Genomic DNA, 15175 nt, shown 5'->3' on the forward strand with positions numbered 1-15175 from the left:
TTTTTCTCCTTAAATTTCGTTTCTAAATCGTAAAAATACCGGAAATCTTGGTTTTTTATTTTTAGTTAAATTTTGATATTTGTATGTTATGATTTGATTTATTTGTGGTGGATTTTTACGCAACTCATCGCTAAAACCAGAACCTATTTTAAAAATAACGCCAGTTTTTATGTCTTTACAATCAAGAGAACCCATCGCATTTTTATACTTTCCGTTTCCTTTATTTATTTTTAAAACTTTGCACTCACTATCTTTAAATTTTTTAAGTTTTAAAATTTTGTTTGAACGGGTATTTTCGTATATTAAATTTGTCTCTCTTGCTACAACTCCTTCTCCGCCATTTTTTACTATATCATCTAAAAATTTAAAAACTTCATCATTATTTTTTGCAACTCTTTGCTCTATTGCCTTTATGTTTTCACATTTATTGGCAATTTCTTGCATTTTTTGATATTTTTTATCAAAACTTACATTCATATCTGGTATATCAAAAATGTAAAATTTTATCTCTTTCCAGCCGTTGTTAGTTTCACTTTTTGATGTTATAGAAGAGATATTTTCAAAATCCCCTCTTTTTGTATAAAGCTCACCATCAAGTGCGAAATTTGGAAAACAAGCCGTGAAATTTGAAGGATAGGCAAATTTATACCCATTTCTTGATTTTAACTCTTTACCATCCCAAACACCCCTAACTCCATCTAGCTTTTCGCTTATATACCAGTTGCTTAAATTTTCATCATCATACTCGCTTAAAAGCATTATTTGTCTGCTTTGTGCATTTATAAAATTTATAAAAAAAATCAATAAAATGCAAACTCTAAGCATCGTTTTTAACTCTTTTTAACTCATCATTTATATACTCTTTAAAAACGGCAGTATAACTCATGCCCTGTTTTTCTTTTTGCAAATACTCACTCATTGTAGATATGTTGTTTGCATAATCTTGTATAGTAATGTTTCCTCTTAAAAGTTCATATTTTAAAAACAGCCAGTATGTATTTAATGTGTCGCTTTCGCAATATTGATAAATTTCATCAAGTTTATCATCATAAAAAAGCTCAGTTACTTGATCCCCGTGAGTATCGTATTTGCCTGGTAAATTTAAAGTTTTACAAAGCATATCCAAGCTTAATCCACTAACTGCCCTAAAATCACTAATATGATCTAGCAAATCTAGATGAAAAACTCCATCATATCTACTTCTATAATTTTCCCATTTAGTTTTGTTAAATTCTTTATTATTTATTTCAAAATAAGCCGGGGCTTGAATGTTGTATTTCATAGCCCTAATCATAAGCATAGGAAGATCAAATCCACGCCCATTAAAGCTAGCTAAACGGGGATTTTTTTTATTTATAAAATTAATAAAATCACTAATTTTTTCTTTCTCATTACTACCTGAAATTGTATTTACCCTTATAAATTTACCAAAATCATCGGCTAAAACAGCACTGATTGCTACAACTTTATGAAAATTTACAGGCAAAAATTCACTTCCGGTTTTTTCTTTTTGAGCTAAAAAGGCTAAATTTGCAACTTCTTTATCGTCTCCTTCATATCCATAAGCTTTTCTTAAACTATCACTATCTGGAATTGTCTCACAATCAAAAACACATATCATTTTGTTTAAAGCCTCTCATCTGCTTTTTCTAAAACACCTTTTATATCAAAAGTTACAGCATTTACGCTGTTTAAATCAAGATTTTTAAACTCATTATGGGCAACTGCCAAGATTATGGCTTCGTATTTTTCTAAATCAAATTTATCTAACAAATTTATATTATATTCTCTTAAAACATCGTTTTTATCAGCCCACGGATCAAATACATCAACAACGCAGCCAAAATCTTTTAACTCATTTATAACATCAATTACCCTTGAGTTTCTTATGTCGGTGCAGTTTTCCTTAAAAGTTATGCCAAGAACCAAAACATTTGCATTATTTATCTTTTTGTCATGCTTTATCATTAGTTTTACTACTCGGTTTGCGACATATTTTCCCATATTGTCATTTATGCGTCTTCCAGCTAGAATGATTTCAGGATGATAGCCAAGTTCTTGGGCTTTATGCGTTAAATAATATGGATCAACTCCTATACAATGCCCACCAACAAGACCTGGGCTAAATTTTAAGAAATTCCATTTTGTTCCAGCTGCTTTTAAAACTTCATTTGTATCAATGCCTATTTTTTCAAAAATCATAGCAAGTTCGTTTACAAAGGCTATATTTATATCTCTTTGCGTGTTTTCTATAACTTTTGCTGCTTCTGCAACTTTAATGCTGCTTGCTTTAAAAGTGCCAACTTCGATTATACTTGAATAAGTTTCATCAACTTTATCTGCAGTTTGTGGCGTAGAACCAGATGTAATTTTTTTGATTTTTGTAATGGTATGCTCTTTATCACCTGGATTTATACGCTCTGGTGAATATCCACAAAAAAAGTCTTGATTAAATTTCAAATTTGAGTATTTTTCTAAAACTGGCACACACTCTTCTTCTGTTGCTCCTGGATAAACCGTGCTTTCATAAACTACGATATCTCCTTTTTTAAGCACATTTGCCACACTCTGACTTGCTTTTAAAAGTGGCGTTAAATCAGGACGATTATTTTTATCAACAGGCGTTGGAACGGCGATTATAAAAAAGTTGCACTCTTTTAAATCATCTAAATTTGAGCTAAATTTTATACCATTTTTAAGTGAGTTTTTTAATTCATCATCATTTATCTCAAGTGTTTTATCAGATCCATTTTGTAGCTCTTTTATCCTATCTTTATTTATATCATATCCTATAACTTCAAATTTATTTGAAAATGCTACTGCTAATGGAAGTCCAACATATCCTAATCCTATAACTGCGATTTTTGTCATATTTGCTCCAAATTTTTAAATTGCGTTATTTTATCAATTTTTTAATTAAAATAGCTATAATTACTTGATTGAAGGAGAAAATTTGAGAGAAAAATTTGAGTATTTTTTGGTTTTGCTTTTGATTAAAATAGCAAAAATCATCCCAAATCGTTTTGTTTATGTGCTTTTAGATAAAATTTCAATACTTTTTTTCTATACATTAAAGTCGCGCAGAAATTTGGCTATTTCAAATTTATCTTATGCTTTTAAAGATTTAAATGAAGATGAGATTAAAAATTTAACAAAAGAAACTTTTATAAGCTTAGGAAAAACTACTGCTGATTGTTTACTTTTAGTAAATAAAAAAATTGAATTAGAAAGCCTTTTTGATGAGCCACAAAAATATGAAGATTTGATAAAAAATACTTTAAATAATGGAAAAAATGGCATTTTATTTTTCACTGCACACTTTGGAAACTGGGAAATTTTAACTAAATATGTCGCTAAAATCGGCTTTCCGCAACTTGTTATTTCAAGAGAGGGAAATAATACCTTAATAGAAAAAAATATCACTATACCTTTTCGCGATGAGTTTGGAAACAAATTTGCTTATAAAGATGAAGCAATGAATAAGATTGTAAAAGCTTTAAAAAAAGGCGAAATTGTTGGAATTCTAACGGATTTAAAATTAAACAATAGTATTTTAGTTCCATTTTTTGGGCGTGAATGCTACACTGCAAAAACTGTTGGTTCACTTTATTTAAAATATCATCCAAAAATAATTCCAATCTTTGCAAGAAGACTTAAAAATGGCAAATATGAAATTGTTGTAAAAGAATTCCCTAATCTAAACTTAAGTGGCGATAAAGAAGAAGATATAAAGCTAATTACTAAAACTTGCAATGAAATTTATGAAGATATCATTAAACAAAGCCCAGAGCAGTGGTTTTGGATGCATAATCGCTGGAAATTAAATTAATGAAAGCTTTAATTATAAGCGATAAAAGAGTAGGACACGAAAGTCAAAGCGTAGCATTTTGCCGTTTGTTAGGGTTTGAATTTGAAATAACTAGTATTAAATTTAAAAACAAATTTTTAAAAATTTTAAGCTATATTTTAGATTTTTTAAGAATTTATAAGAATATTTTTGAGTGTGAGCTTAAAAGTGGCTATGACTTGGTTGTTTCGGCTGGATCAACTACTTACTATGCAAATAAATACTACGCAAAAAAAAATGGAATTAAAAACATAGCTTTGATGATGCCAAAGGGTTTTAGAAAAGATTTTAGTTATATTTTTGCAACTAAAAATGATGCTAAAAAAGAGCTTTTAAATTTGGTAGTTTTACCTGTAAATTTAAATTTTTTAGAAAAAAAAGAATTTTATACACCACAAAAAAAGGCTATTTCTTTTATAATAGGTGGAGAAAATAAAATTTACAAAATATTACCTGATATTTTAAATAAAATAGATGAAATTATGTCTAAATTTAGTGATTATGAGTGTATGATAACCACTTCTCCACGCACTCCAAAATGGCTAGAAAACGAGCTTAAAAAACGAAATTTTAGTTTTAGTGTTTGGTTTAGTGAAAATAAAATAAATCCAATTTATGATTTTACTCATAAAAGTGAGTTTGTTTTTATAACCCAAGATAGCGTTTCTATGATAAGTGAAGCGGTTTGTAATGGAAGTGCGAATGTGTGTATTTTGGAGCTTTGTAAAAATAAAACTTCAAAATTTGATGAGTTTTTACTAAATTTAAAAGAGTTAAATTTAGTTCAAATTTATGATAGCAACGCCAGATTAAAACAGACAAAAAAATTTAATTTAAAAAAAGTTTTAGAAAGTATAAATTTATGTTAGTAGTGCAGTTATTACCAGAGTTAAACGAAGGTGGTGTAGAGCGTGGAGCAGTAGATATTTCCAAGCTTTTAGATAAAGATGGGATTAAAAGTTATGTAATTTCAAATGGCGGAAAGCTTGAAAAAGAGCTTAAAAATCACATTAAATTTGATGTATGTTCTAAAAATATTTTTACCCTCATCTCACGAATTTTTAAACTTCGTAAAATTTTAAAAGAGTTAAAGCCTGATATAGTTCATGTAAGAAGCCGTGTTCCTGCGTGGCTTGTGTTTTTTGCTAAAAAAGGCTTAAATTTAAATATCATAAGCACGGTGCATGGGCTAAATTCAGTGAATTTTTATAGTTTTATAATGGTAAAATCTGATAAAATAATAGTTCCAAGTAACTGCGTAAAAGAGTATATTTTAAAAAATTTTCACGCAGATGAGACTAAAATTTCAGTGATTTTTAGAGGCGTAGATTTTAGTGATTTTAATCCTTCAAATTTTAATGGTGAAATTTTAAGGACGAAATTTAATTTAGCAAAAGATGATTTTATCATATCTTGTGTTGGGCGAATAACAAATTTAAAAAATATAGAAACTATCATAAAAGCACTTAAATTTTTACCAAATGCCAAGCTTTTAGTTGTTGGCGGTGTGCATAAAAAAAGACAAAAATATTTTGAGTTTTTAAAAGTTTTGGTTTGTAAGCTAGATTTAGAAAAAAAAGTAATTTTTACAGGCAGTATTAGCAAAATCGCTGAAATTTACGCACTTAGCGATGTTGTAGTGAGTGCTTCGATTAAGCCTGAGAGTTTTGGTAGGAGCGTGGCTGAAGCGATTTCGCTAAATACGCCAGTTGTTGCAAGTAATCACGGAGGCGTAAAAGATATCATAATAGAAGGCGTAAATGGTTACTTTTTTGAGCCACTTGATGAAAAAGAGTTAAGCCAAAAAATATTAATGGCAAAAGAGCTTAAATTTGATGGATTTTCCTATATAAAAAGCAAATTCTCAGTAGAAAAAATGTATAATCAAACCTTGCAAATTTACAAGGAGTTAGTTTAAATGAATGAGTATATTTTGAGCTTAAAAGCTGATAAAACCAAATTTGCTTTTAAGTTTTTGCTTTTTGTGTGGCTTTGTAGTGTGCCTTTTAAAAATTCTATTTATCAAATTTCAACTATTTTATTATTGGTTTTTTGTATATGGCATTTTGTGTATTATAAAAATTATTTTATTTTAAAAGAAAATTTTAAGAAAACTAAGATATTAAGCTTTTTTGTAGGGCTTATAATTTTAAGTATGTTTCTCTCAAATCTGCTAAATTTAGAGCTTTTAACAAAAGATTCGTGGAAAAATACGCTTTCTTTTATATATAGATACGCTTTTGTTTTTATAGCTTTGGCATATTTTTATAGTTTAAAATTTTTTAGTAAAAAAGAGATAATCTTTATGCTTTTGTTTGGAACTATGATTTTAGCACTTAATGGAATATTTGAAGCAGTTTTAGATCCTAAAATAATTACTGCTTCCGTTGGACTTACTGGACCTCTTAATAATCGCAATGCAATGGGACTTATGATGAGTGCAAGTGTAGTTTTTTCTCTATTTATACTTAGAAAAAATTTACTCTTTGGTTTTATTTTGTTAGCGATTTATGGCTTTTGTATGATTTTTTCATTTTCAAGATCTGGCTGGGTGGCTAGTGGAGTGGCATTTTTGATTTTCTTAGCACTAAATTTTAAAAAATTTGATAAGAGATTTTTTATTGCAGCGATTTTATTTATAGTTGCTTTGGTTTTGATTTATTTAAATGTTGATAGCTTTCAAACTAGATTTAATCAACTTTTAGAAGGTTATTCAAGTTACCGAACTGAGTTATGGAAATACGCTTTAAGTCAAATTATAAATCAGCCATTTTTTGGTCATGGCAATAGTGTCTGGAGAAGTCTTGATTTGCCACCAGATATCGCACTTCACACAGGAGTTCATAACTCAACCATAGAAATTTTACTATTTACCGGTATTTTTGGTCTTATTGTATGGATAAGTGCCGTTTTAGTTGTGTTTTTTGAGATACTAAAAAGTAAAAATTTTATATACTTACCACTACTTACATATTTTATAGTTATAACTCAGTTTGATTTTAGCGTGTTTGACTCAAAAGAGCTTTTTAGTTATGTAAGTATGTTTTTATTTTTAGTTTATAGTGATAAATTTAAGGAAAGTTTTTGCAAACACTGATTTTTATATCTATTTTTTTAGCCATCATTTGTTTTGTGATTTTTTCTATTCGCCTTAAATGGTGGCTAAAAGACATTGATTATAAAATTCCAAGAGTTTTGATGTATCATATGATAGCAAATCATCTCCCAAAAAACAAAAGCAAATTTAACCGCCTAAGAGTTAGCCCAAAAAGCTTTGAAAAACAACTCATTTGGCTTAAAAAAAATGGTTTTAAAAGCTATTTTTTAAGTGAGCTTTCGCCAAATTTAGAGCCAAAATCGGTTGTAATAACTTTTGATGATGGATACAAAGATAACTTTACAAACGCTTTGCCGCTTCTTAAAAAATATGGTTTTAAAGCTACTATTTTTATAGTTTGCAACCGCTTTGATAACAACTGGGCAAGCGATAAAGATCTGAAAAAACCAAGCCCAGAGTTAAATGCTGAAGAGATGTTAAGCGATGATGAAGTTAAAATGATGATAGAAAGTGGTTTTATAGAAATTGGCTCGCATACGCTAAATCACGCAAATTTACCATCTTTAAGCTTAAAAGAAAAAGAGATGGAAATTAAAAACTCAAAATCTTTAATAGAAGAAAAATTTGGTATAACTTGCAAAAGTTTTGCTTATCCTTTTGGGTTTTATGATAAAAATGACATTATTTTGGCAAAAAATTCAGGCTACAAATTTGCCACTACAACAACACCGGATGTTGTAAGAAGTAAATACTCAAATTTTGAAATTCCACGCCTTATGATAAGTGGTCGTGGAAATTTGCTTCATTTTATACTAAAAATTAAAAAAGGAAGAAGTAGATGAAAATTTGTTATTTTTCTTGCTCAAATATCTTTGGTGGAGTTGAAAATATCATACTTCAAACATTAAACGAGCTTTGCAAAAACGATGAAGTTAGTTTGATACTACCAAAAGGAGCAAAATTCTTAGATAAATTTGACAAAAGAGTTAAGATTTATGAGTATAAAAGTTACGATAAAAGATATAATCCATTTTTATACATGGAAGTTTTAAAAATCATAAAAAATTATGATATCATTCATACACACGGAAGTAAAGCTACTCAAATTTGCTATATTTTAAGTAAATTTTATGATTTTAAATTTGTATCAACAAAACATAATGATAGAAAAGGTAAAATTTTTAACAGAGTGAAAAATGTCATTGCTGTTTCGAATAAAGTTGCAAGAAGTATAAAAAATAGAAGCAAGATTATATATTTTGGCATAAAAGCTAAAAATGTTACACCAAATTTACCACAAAAATTTACAATAACAGCTGTTGGCAGACTTGATTTCATAAAAGGTTTTGACATTTTGATAAATGAAGCAAGTAAGCTTAAATTTGACTTTATTTTGCAAATTGTTGGTAGTGGAAAAGAAAAAGATAGTTTAGAAAAACTCATAAATGAGCTAAATTTAAATCAAAAAGTAAAGCTTTTAGGGCATAGAGATGATATCGCTGAGATTTTAGCAAATTCTCATTTACAAGTCATTAGTTCAAGAAAAGAAGGTTTTCCACTAATCTTAATAGAAGGACTATTTTACTCAAATGTTTTAATATCATCAAAAGTTGGCGGAATAGATGAAGTCTTAAACTGTGAGTTTTTTTATGAAAATTTGAGTGAAAAAATAGACGAAATTCATAAAAATTATGAAATTTACAGAGCTAAATTTAGAGATTTGCATAAAAATGCTAGAAAAAATTTAGATTTTTATAATTACATATCAAATTTAAAAGAGTATTATAAAGGTATTTTATGAGAATAGTTCATTGTGGAATTTTTAACGAATATGATGATGGAAATTTCTTTTATGGTTTAGAGCGAAAAATCAGCCACGGACTTCATCAAAATGGGCATTTTGTTTATGATTTTAGTTATAGAGACTGGGAGAGAAGTTTAAGAATTTTTGGTATTAAAAATAGCGGATTAAAAAATATGAATCAAAAACTCATAAATATTTGTAAAAATATAAATGCCGATGTTTTACTTATCACAAAAGCCGAAAAAATTGCAAATGAAACTCTTTTAGAGATAAAAAAAGCTTTGCCAAATATAAAAATTGCTATGTGGTATGTAGATCACCTTAAAGAAAAAGCTGAATTTTTTGAAAAATTTAAGATAATTGATGTGTTTTTTTATGCTAATGCTCTTCGTTTAAAAGAATTTTCTACTAAATTTAAAGATACTATTTTTTCATTTTTTCCAAATATTTCAGACCCTGCTTTTGAGGTGGATTTAAATTTACAAAAGTCAAATGATATTATCTATATCGCAAGGGATTACAAGGAAGATAACCGCTATAAATTTGCTACTTTGCTTGATGAATTTTGTAAAAAAAATAGCTTAAAACATAAAATTTATGCAAGTTTGGGAAATGAACCTATTTTCGGATTTGATTTTTTTAGAGCTATAAATGAAAGCAAAATCGCTATAAATTTTAATAGAGATGATGATTTAGAGTGTGAAAAATCAAATAAACTGCTTGGAGCAAGTGATAGGATGGCACAGTTTTTAGGGTGTGGAGTTTGTGTTTTTAGCCCAATGATAAAAGGCTTTGAGAAGCTTTATGAGACTGATAAGGAGATTATTTATTTTAAAAATCCAAACGATTGTTTTGATAAAATTTTGCAAATTTTACAAAGCAAAGAATGGCAAGAAATCTCAAAAAATGGGCGAGAAAAAACATTTAAAATAGCAAATGCCGCAAGAGTAAGTAAATTTATGCTTGAAGTTTTATTTAATATAAGCCAAAATTATGAGTGGAGTGAGTTTGTATATAAAAACGGAGAGAGAATTTGAAAATTTTACAGACACTTCACTGGGTGCAGTTTGCTGGAACTGAAAAAGTTTGTGTTGATTTATGCAATGAAATGAGTAAAAATAACGAAGTAATTTTGCTTTTAAACAAAGATATTACAGCATATTTAAGCGAAAATGTAAAATTTATAGAATTTGACTTTGAAAAAAATTACTATAATCCATTTTTTTATATAAAACCGCAAAACTAATTAAAAAAATTTCACCAGATATAATTCATGCACACAATACTAAAGTTATAGAAATTATTCATAATTGCAAAATTTTTTTAAATAAAAAATTCCGCTCATTGCTACAAAACATGATTTAAGGTCTAAAAAACACTATAAATATGCTGATTTATGTGTTGCCATTTTAGATGATGCTTTTAAAATTTTACCAAAACATACAATTTTAATAGAAAATGGTATGGCTTATAAAATGCCAAAAATAGTAAAAAAAATAGATAAATTTCATATAATCTCATCTGGTAGGTTAAGTCCTGAAAAAGGTCATCAAGATATTATCAAAGCTTTATCAAATGTAAAATTTGATTTTTTACTTGATATTTATGGTTGTGGAGAATATGGGCAGGAGTTAAAAAACTTAGTAAATGAGTTAAATTTAAATAATAAAGTAAGATTTTGTGGCTTTAGTGATGATATTGCAACTGTTTTAGCAAGCTCTGATTTGCAAATTATTGCTTCACATATAGAGCCTTTTGGACTTGTTGCGATTGATGGGATTTATTATTCGCCACTTTTAATTTCTACAAATACCGGAATTTGCACTAAAATTTTACCAAATGAGCTTATTTTTAAAACTTCAAATTTAAGTGAAAAGCTAAATGAAATTTATGAAAATTACGATAAATTTGTGGAAATTTTTTCTAAAATCAAGGCTAAAAAAGATGATTTTAGTATAGAAAAAATGACTGAAAAATATTTAAAAGCTTATGAAAGCTTAATAAAGGAAATTGGATGAAAATTATACATATTTTATATCTTACAGAATTTGCCGGAACTGAGAAAGTTTGCGTTGATTTATGCAATGAAATGAGTAAAAAAATGAAGTGTATTTACTATGTAATAAAAATGGTTTTAATGGCGAAGTTATTACTGATTATTTAGACAAAAGAGTAAATTTTATAGAAATTCCAACGAATAAAAATCGTTTTAATCCTTTTTATTTATATAAATTAGCAAGAATTATAAAACAAATAAAACCAGATATAATTCACACACGCAATACTAAATTTTTAGAAATTAGCAAATATATGCAGGTATTTTTAAAGCGTAAAATCCCACTTGTTTTTACAAAACACAACTGGTTTTTTAAGAAAAAAAATGAAACTTGCTGATTTGTGTGTTGGAATTTCTCCAGAAACTTTGTTGCTTTGTAAACAAGCAAATGGGGGGGGGTAGGAACATTTTGATACCAAATGGAATTTGTTTTAAAACTCCAAATAAAATTTTAAATGAAAGCGATTTTAATATAGTTGGCGTCGGAAGACTTGAAGAGCATAAAAACTTTCAACTTGCCATTAGGGCTTTAAGTAAAGTTAGGTTTGATTTTAAATTGTATATTTTAGGTCAAGGTGTTTATGAAAATGAGCTTAAAAATTTGATAAAATCTCTAAATTTAGAAAATAAAATAAAACTCGTAGGCTATGTAGATAATCCTTGGGATTACATAAATAGTTCAAATTTACAAGTTTTGTTTTCAAGATTAGAGGATTTTTCTTTGGCTTTGATTGAAGGGATTTATTATGGTAAAATGGTTTTTGCACTCGATACTGCAAATCATAAGGAAGTTTTAGGAGACGATTTTATAGTACAAAACGATGATGAAATTGTTGCTAGAAAACTAGATGAAGTTTATGAAAATTATGATTTTTACAAAACTAAATTTGAAAAAATAAAAGAAAATTCACAAAAATACAGCATAGAAAATGTAGCAAATAAATATATAAAAGCGTATGAAAGTTTAATTAAAGTAAATTATTTATATTTTAGAAAATGCTAAAAAATATTTTAATCACAAATGGCGTGAGCGAAATTTCTCCAAATTTTATAAAAAATAGTGATAAGTTTACGATTTTAGGTGTTGGAAGATTTGCAAAAGTTAAAGATTAGGATCTTTTAAATCTGACTTTTAAAAGTTAAATTTTTTAATTTTCAGCTAAAATTTTCTTAATTCCGAGTCGTTTTTTAAGTCTTAAAGAGCGTCTAAAAAGTTTAAATTTTGATATAAATGGCAATTTAAAACAAAAATTATTTTCTTTGTCGGTGCTATTTAGTCTTTTAAAATCTATAAAAAACAGATTTTCTTCGCCGTTTTTGATTTGCACTAAGAAATTTTTCATATTTATAATATCAAAAAGATTTATATTGTATTTTCTTATAAGTTTTAAAAATATATCGATTTGAGTAGCTAAATTTTTACTTAAAGTGTGATTTTGTATATAAACTTCTAAATTTTGGCTGATTTGTGAATTATCGTCTCTTATAATCTCGCAAATAAGGGCTTTTCCTTTATCTGTTTGAATTAATTCATTTTCAATTTTTGGTAAGAATTTCTGAATTTCCACACATAGAGCTAAAATCTTTTTGTAATTTTGCAAATCAACTAACAAAAGCTCATCTTTGCCATCTTTTTGAACTTTTAACATTTTGTTTTTATCATTTGGGTGCACATAGCAATCGCGATACCAACCACTATCTAAGATTTCTTTAAGTTCTAACATTTACAACTCCTAGATTTTAATTCTATCGTAATTCATTTTATAAAACAATAAAGCAAATTATGATATCATCTAGCTTTACTTTAACTCAATGTGGAATTCTTTATGATTTTTGTCTGTATTTTTTTGTTTATAATTTTAGTGGCATTTTCACTTCGGTATAACTGGTGGCGAGTTTGCATAAGCGATAATCACGCAAGAGTTTTAATGTATCATTCGATAGAACGACATTTCGGCGATAAATTTGATAAATGGCGAGTTTTACCAAAAGATTTTGAAAAACAAATTGCTTGGATTGCAAAAAATGGTTATAAATTTTATACCCTCTCTGAACTTTGCGAATTATCGGAAAATATGCCCAAGAAAGCAGTTTGTATAACTTTTGATGACGGATATGCTGATAATTTCACAAATGCCTATGAAATTTTAAAAAAATATGGTGCAAAAGCCACGATTTTTTTAATTCCTAATCAAAAGGAAAATCACTGGGAAAAGTCAAATACAACGCATCTTTCAGCTATGCTTAGTAGCGAACAAATCACTAAAATGAGCGATATTGTAGAGTTTGGTTCACATACGATAAATCACGCGAATTTGCTTCAAATACCGCTTGAACAAGCTAGGATAGAAATAGAAAATTCCAAAAAAGAGGTTGAAAAAATCACAGGTAAAATTTGCGAGAGTTTTGCTTATCCATATGGAAAATATGACGAAAAAATCTTACAAATAACTGGGAAATGCGGTTTTAAAAATGCTGTGATTGTTAAGCGTGGAGTTTTTAAATCTGGTGAAAATAGGCTTAAAATCAAGCGAATAGGAATTCTTGGCACTGAGAGTTTTTTTGACTTTTGGCTAAAATTTAAGAAAATAAGGAATAAATTATGATAAAAGCGTCTGTTTATGTGATTTGTCAGGATGAAGAAAAACATATAGAGCGAATGTTAAAATCTGTTGCGGATTTTGATGAAATCATAGTTGTAGATAGCGGAAGTAAGGATAAAACGCTTGAAATTGCGGCAAAATTTACAGATAAAATTTATCACCACGACTGGCAAGGCGAAGGTTTACAGAAAAACTATGCATTTTCACTTTGTAAAAATGAATGGGTGTTAAATTTAGACGCGGATGAGGAAATTACAGCTGAGCTTAAAACTGAAATTGAAAATTTTATGAAACAAAGCGAATATGATGGGCTTGATATAAAATTTCATGAGTATTCTTTGGGGCGAATTTGTTCGCCTTTTGTTCGTAAAAATACTCACATTAGATTTTTTAAGAAAAGCTGTGGAGAGTATAGAAATCTAGGAGTTCACGCACAAATTTCAATCAACGGCAAAGTAACAAAAAGCAAACACTCAATTCATCATTTTAGTGATAAATTTATAAAAGAACTTGTTATGAAAAATAATAATTATTCAAGCCTTAGAGCCCAGCGTGATTTTGAAAAAGGCAAAAAGCCAAATTTTTTAAAGCTAATTTTTATTTTTCCACTCGTATTTTTCAAATCTTACATTTTAAGACGATCATTTTTTGATGGCAAAAAAGGCTTTATAACTTCAATGATAAATGCTTTTTACGCATTTTTAAAAGAAGCAAAACTTTATGAGTTAAATTTAAAAAAATAAAAGCAAAAAAAATATATAATTCAAATCAATCTTTATTTAAGGAATAAAATGCAAAAGATAAAAATAGGCATAGTTGGTTACGGAAATTTAGGTCGTGGAGTTGAAACAGCTTTACAAAAAACAGATGATATGGAGCTTGTAGGCATTTTTACAAGGCGTGATCCAAAAAGCATAAAAACTCTTTTTAACTCTAAAGTTTATAATCAAGATGAATGCTTTGATATGAAAGATAAAATAGATGTTTTGATTTTATGTGGCGGAAGTGCAAATGATTTAATGGAGCAAAGTCCGAAATTTGTCGAGAGTTTTAACATCATTGATAGTTTTGATACTCACGCAAAAACGCTAGAACATTATAAAAATGTAGATAAAATTGCTAAAAAAAGCTCAAAAATAGGCATTATTTCTATCGGCTGGGATCCGGGGCTTTTTTCTCTAAATAGACTTATAATGCAAAGCGTATTACCTCAAGGAAAAGATTATACTTTTTGGGGAAAAGGTGTTTCGCAAGGACATTCAGATGCAATTCGTAGAATCTCTGGTGTTGCGGATGCAAGACAATACACAATTCCTTCACAAAAAATTCTAGATGATGTAAGAAATGCTAAATTTGGAGATTATACAACAAGACAAAAACACACAAGAGAGTGTTTTGTAGTGCTAGAAAACGATACGCAAAGCGAAAGAAAAAGAGTTGAGAAAGAGATAGTTTCTATGCCAAATTATTTTAGTGATTATGATACAACTGTAAATTTTATAACTAAAGATGAGCTAGATAAAAATCACGCAAATTTACCGCACGGCGGAAATGTTTTTAGGGGCGGTAAAACTGGAAAAAATTTAGAAAATAATCATGTTATGGAGTTTTCTTTAAAACTTGATTCAAATCCTGAGTTTACATCAAGTGTTATGGTCGCATATGCAAGAGCTGCTTTTAGACTTCAAAAATCAGGTCAAAGTGGTGCTAGAACTATATTTGAAATACCTCCGTTTTTACTATGTACAAAAAGCATAGAAGATATCATCCACGATACTTTGTGATAATTTTGCCCTTTTTAGGGCAA

The 15175-nt window shown here is 28.2% G+C and carries 19 protein-coding genes; 15 read left to right on the forward strand and 4 right to left on the reverse strand.

All coding sequences use genetic code 11. The features are described 5' to 3' along the window. Positions 1–9: 9 nt before the first annotated feature. The 3 genes from CSPT_RS04470 to CSPT_RS04480 are packed head-to-tail and all read right to left on the reverse strand — an operon-like array spanning position 10 to position 2871. Complete coding sequence (locus tag CSPT_RS04470) at positions 10–825, reverse strand: DNA ligase (protein ID WP_089182500.1); 816 nt, start codon at positions 823–825, stop codon at positions 10–12. Continuing rightward, positions 818–1621: a 3'-5' exonuclease gene (locus tag CSPT_RS04475; RefSeq protein WP_089182501.1), complete on the reverse strand. Its 804-nt coding sequence runs from the start codon at positions 1619–1621 to the stop codon at positions 818–820. Before CSPT_RS04475 ends, CSPT_RS04470 begins: the two co-directional genes overlap by 8 nt. 5 nt (positions 1622–1626) lie before the next feature. Beyond that, the gene (locus CSPT_RS04480) at positions 1627–2871 is read right to left on the reverse strand and encodes a nucleotide sugar dehydrogenase (protein WP_089182502.1); all 1245 of its coding nucleotides are present in this window, start codon (positions 2869–2871) and stop codon (positions 1627–1629) included. Between the two features lie 82 nt (positions 2872–2953). Between CSPT_RS04480 and CSPT_RS04485 the strand changes: the two genes are divergently transcribed. From CSPT_RS04485 to CSPT_RS04540, 12 genes are all read left to right on the forward strand, one after another. Continuing rightward, entirely contained in the window at positions 2954–3829 is an 876-nt protein-coding gene (locus tag CSPT_RS04485) for a lysophospholipid acyltransferase family protein (RefSeq protein ID WP_089182503.1), read from the forward strand. Beyond that, positions 3829–4716, forward strand: a complete 888-nt coding sequence (locus tag CSPT_RS04490) for an ELM1/GtrOC1 family putative glycosyltransferase (RefSeq protein WP_235610041.1) — start codon at positions 3829–3831, stop codon at positions 4714–4716. Before CSPT_RS04485 ends, CSPT_RS04490 begins: the two co-directional genes overlap by 1 nt. Then, positions 4710–5765 (forward strand): glycosyltransferase family 4 protein, encoded by a 1056-nt coding sequence (locus CSPT_RS04495; RefSeq protein WP_089182505.1) that lies wholly within the window; start codon positions 4710–4712, stop codon positions 5763–5765. Before CSPT_RS04490 ends, CSPT_RS04495 begins: the two co-directional genes overlap by 7 nt. Continuing rightward, positions 5766–6944, forward strand: a complete 1179-nt coding sequence (locus tag CSPT_RS04500) for an O-antigen ligase family protein (protein ID WP_089182506.1) — start codon at positions 5766–5768, stop codon at positions 6942–6944. Further along, positions 6932–7747 (forward strand): polysaccharide deacetylase family protein, encoded by an 816-nt coding sequence (locus CSPT_RS04505; protein ID WP_089182507.1) that lies wholly within the window; start codon positions 6932–6934, stop codon positions 7745–7747. The genes CSPT_RS04500 and CSPT_RS04505 overlap by 13 nt, the downstream gene beginning before the upstream one ends. Further along, a complete protein-coding gene (locus CSPT_RS04510) occupies positions 7744–8706 on the forward strand; it encodes a glycosyltransferase (protein WP_089182508.1) in 963 nt (320 codons plus the stop codon). Before CSPT_RS04505 ends, CSPT_RS04510 begins: the two co-directional genes overlap by 4 nt. Continuing rightward, positions 8703–9746, forward strand: coding sequence for a glycosyltransferase family protein (locus CSPT_RS04515; RefSeq protein ID WP_089182509.1), 1044 nt, complete (start codon positions 8703–8705; stop codon positions 9744–9746). The genes CSPT_RS04510 and CSPT_RS04515 overlap by 4 nt, the downstream gene beginning before the upstream one ends. Further along, the gene (locus CSPT_RS04520; RefSeq protein WP_089182510.1) at positions 9743–9955 is read left to right on the forward strand and encodes a hypothetical protein; all 213 of its coding nucleotides are present in this window, start codon (positions 9743–9745) and stop codon (positions 9953–9955) included. Before CSPT_RS04515 ends, CSPT_RS04520 begins: the two co-directional genes overlap by 4 nt. 229 nt (positions 9956–10184) lie before the next feature. After that, positions 10185–10727 carry a glycosyltransferase gene (locus CSPT_RS04530; RefSeq protein WP_161492212.1) on the forward strand — a complete coding sequence of 181 codons (543 nt, stop codon included), beginning with the start codon at positions 10185–10187 and terminating at the stop codon, positions 10725–10727. Beyond that, positions 10724–10873, forward strand: coding sequence for a hypothetical protein (locus CSPT_RS09055; protein WP_170228712.1), 150 nt, complete (start codon positions 10724–10726; stop codon positions 10871–10873). The genes CSPT_RS04530 and CSPT_RS09055 overlap by 4 nt, the downstream gene beginning before the upstream one ends. Then, positions 10816–11103: a glycosyltransferase family 4 protein gene (locus CSPT_RS09415; protein ID WP_089182512.1), complete on the forward strand. Its 288-nt coding sequence runs from the start codon at positions 10816–10818 to the stop codon at positions 11101–11103. Before CSPT_RS09055 ends, CSPT_RS09415 begins: the two co-directional genes overlap by 58 nt. 50 nt (positions 11104–11153) lie before the next feature. After that, positions 11154–11768, forward strand: a complete 615-nt coding sequence (locus CSPT_RS04540) for a glycosyltransferase (RefSeq protein WP_089182513.1) — start codon at positions 11154–11156, stop codon at positions 11766–11768. A 145-nt stretch (positions 11769–11913) separates the two neighbouring features. Here CSPT_RS04540 and CSPT_RS04545 read toward each other — a convergent pair whose 3' ends face one another. Continuing rightward, positions 11914–12489 (reverse strand): YrbL family protein, encoded by a 576-nt coding sequence (locus tag CSPT_RS04545; protein ID WP_089182514.1) that lies wholly within the window; start codon positions 12487–12489, stop codon positions 11914–11916. A gap of 102 nt (positions 12490–12591) precedes the next feature. Between CSPT_RS04545 and CSPT_RS04550 the strand changes: the two genes are divergently transcribed. From CSPT_RS04550 to CSPT_RS04560, 3 genes are read left to right on the forward strand one after another with little or no spacing between them, the layout of a single operon-like run. Continuing rightward, the gene (locus CSPT_RS04550) at positions 12592–13371 is read left to right on the forward strand and encodes a polysaccharide deacetylase family protein (protein WP_089182515.1); all 780 of its coding nucleotides are present in this window, start codon (positions 12592–12594) and stop codon (positions 13369–13371) included. Continuing rightward, positions 13368–14111 carry a glycosyltransferase family 2 protein gene (locus CSPT_RS04555; RefSeq protein ID WP_089182516.1) on the forward strand — a complete coding sequence of 248 codons (744 nt, stop codon included), beginning with the start codon at positions 13368–13370 and terminating at the stop codon, positions 14109–14111. The genes CSPT_RS04550 and CSPT_RS04555 overlap by 4 nt, the downstream gene beginning before the upstream one ends. 48 nt (positions 14112–14159) lie before the next feature. Then, positions 14160–15152 (forward strand): diaminopimelate dehydrogenase, encoded by a 993-nt coding sequence (locus CSPT_RS04560; RefSeq protein WP_089182517.1) that lies wholly within the window; start codon positions 14160–14162, stop codon positions 15150–15152. Positions 15153–15175 lie beyond the last annotated feature (23 nt).

This window comes from Campylobacter sputorum subsp. sputorum (assembly GCF_008245005.1).
Classification (GTDB): domain Bacteria; phylum Campylobacterota; class Campylobacteria; order Campylobacterales; family Campylobacteraceae; genus Campylobacter_F; species Campylobacter_F sputorum.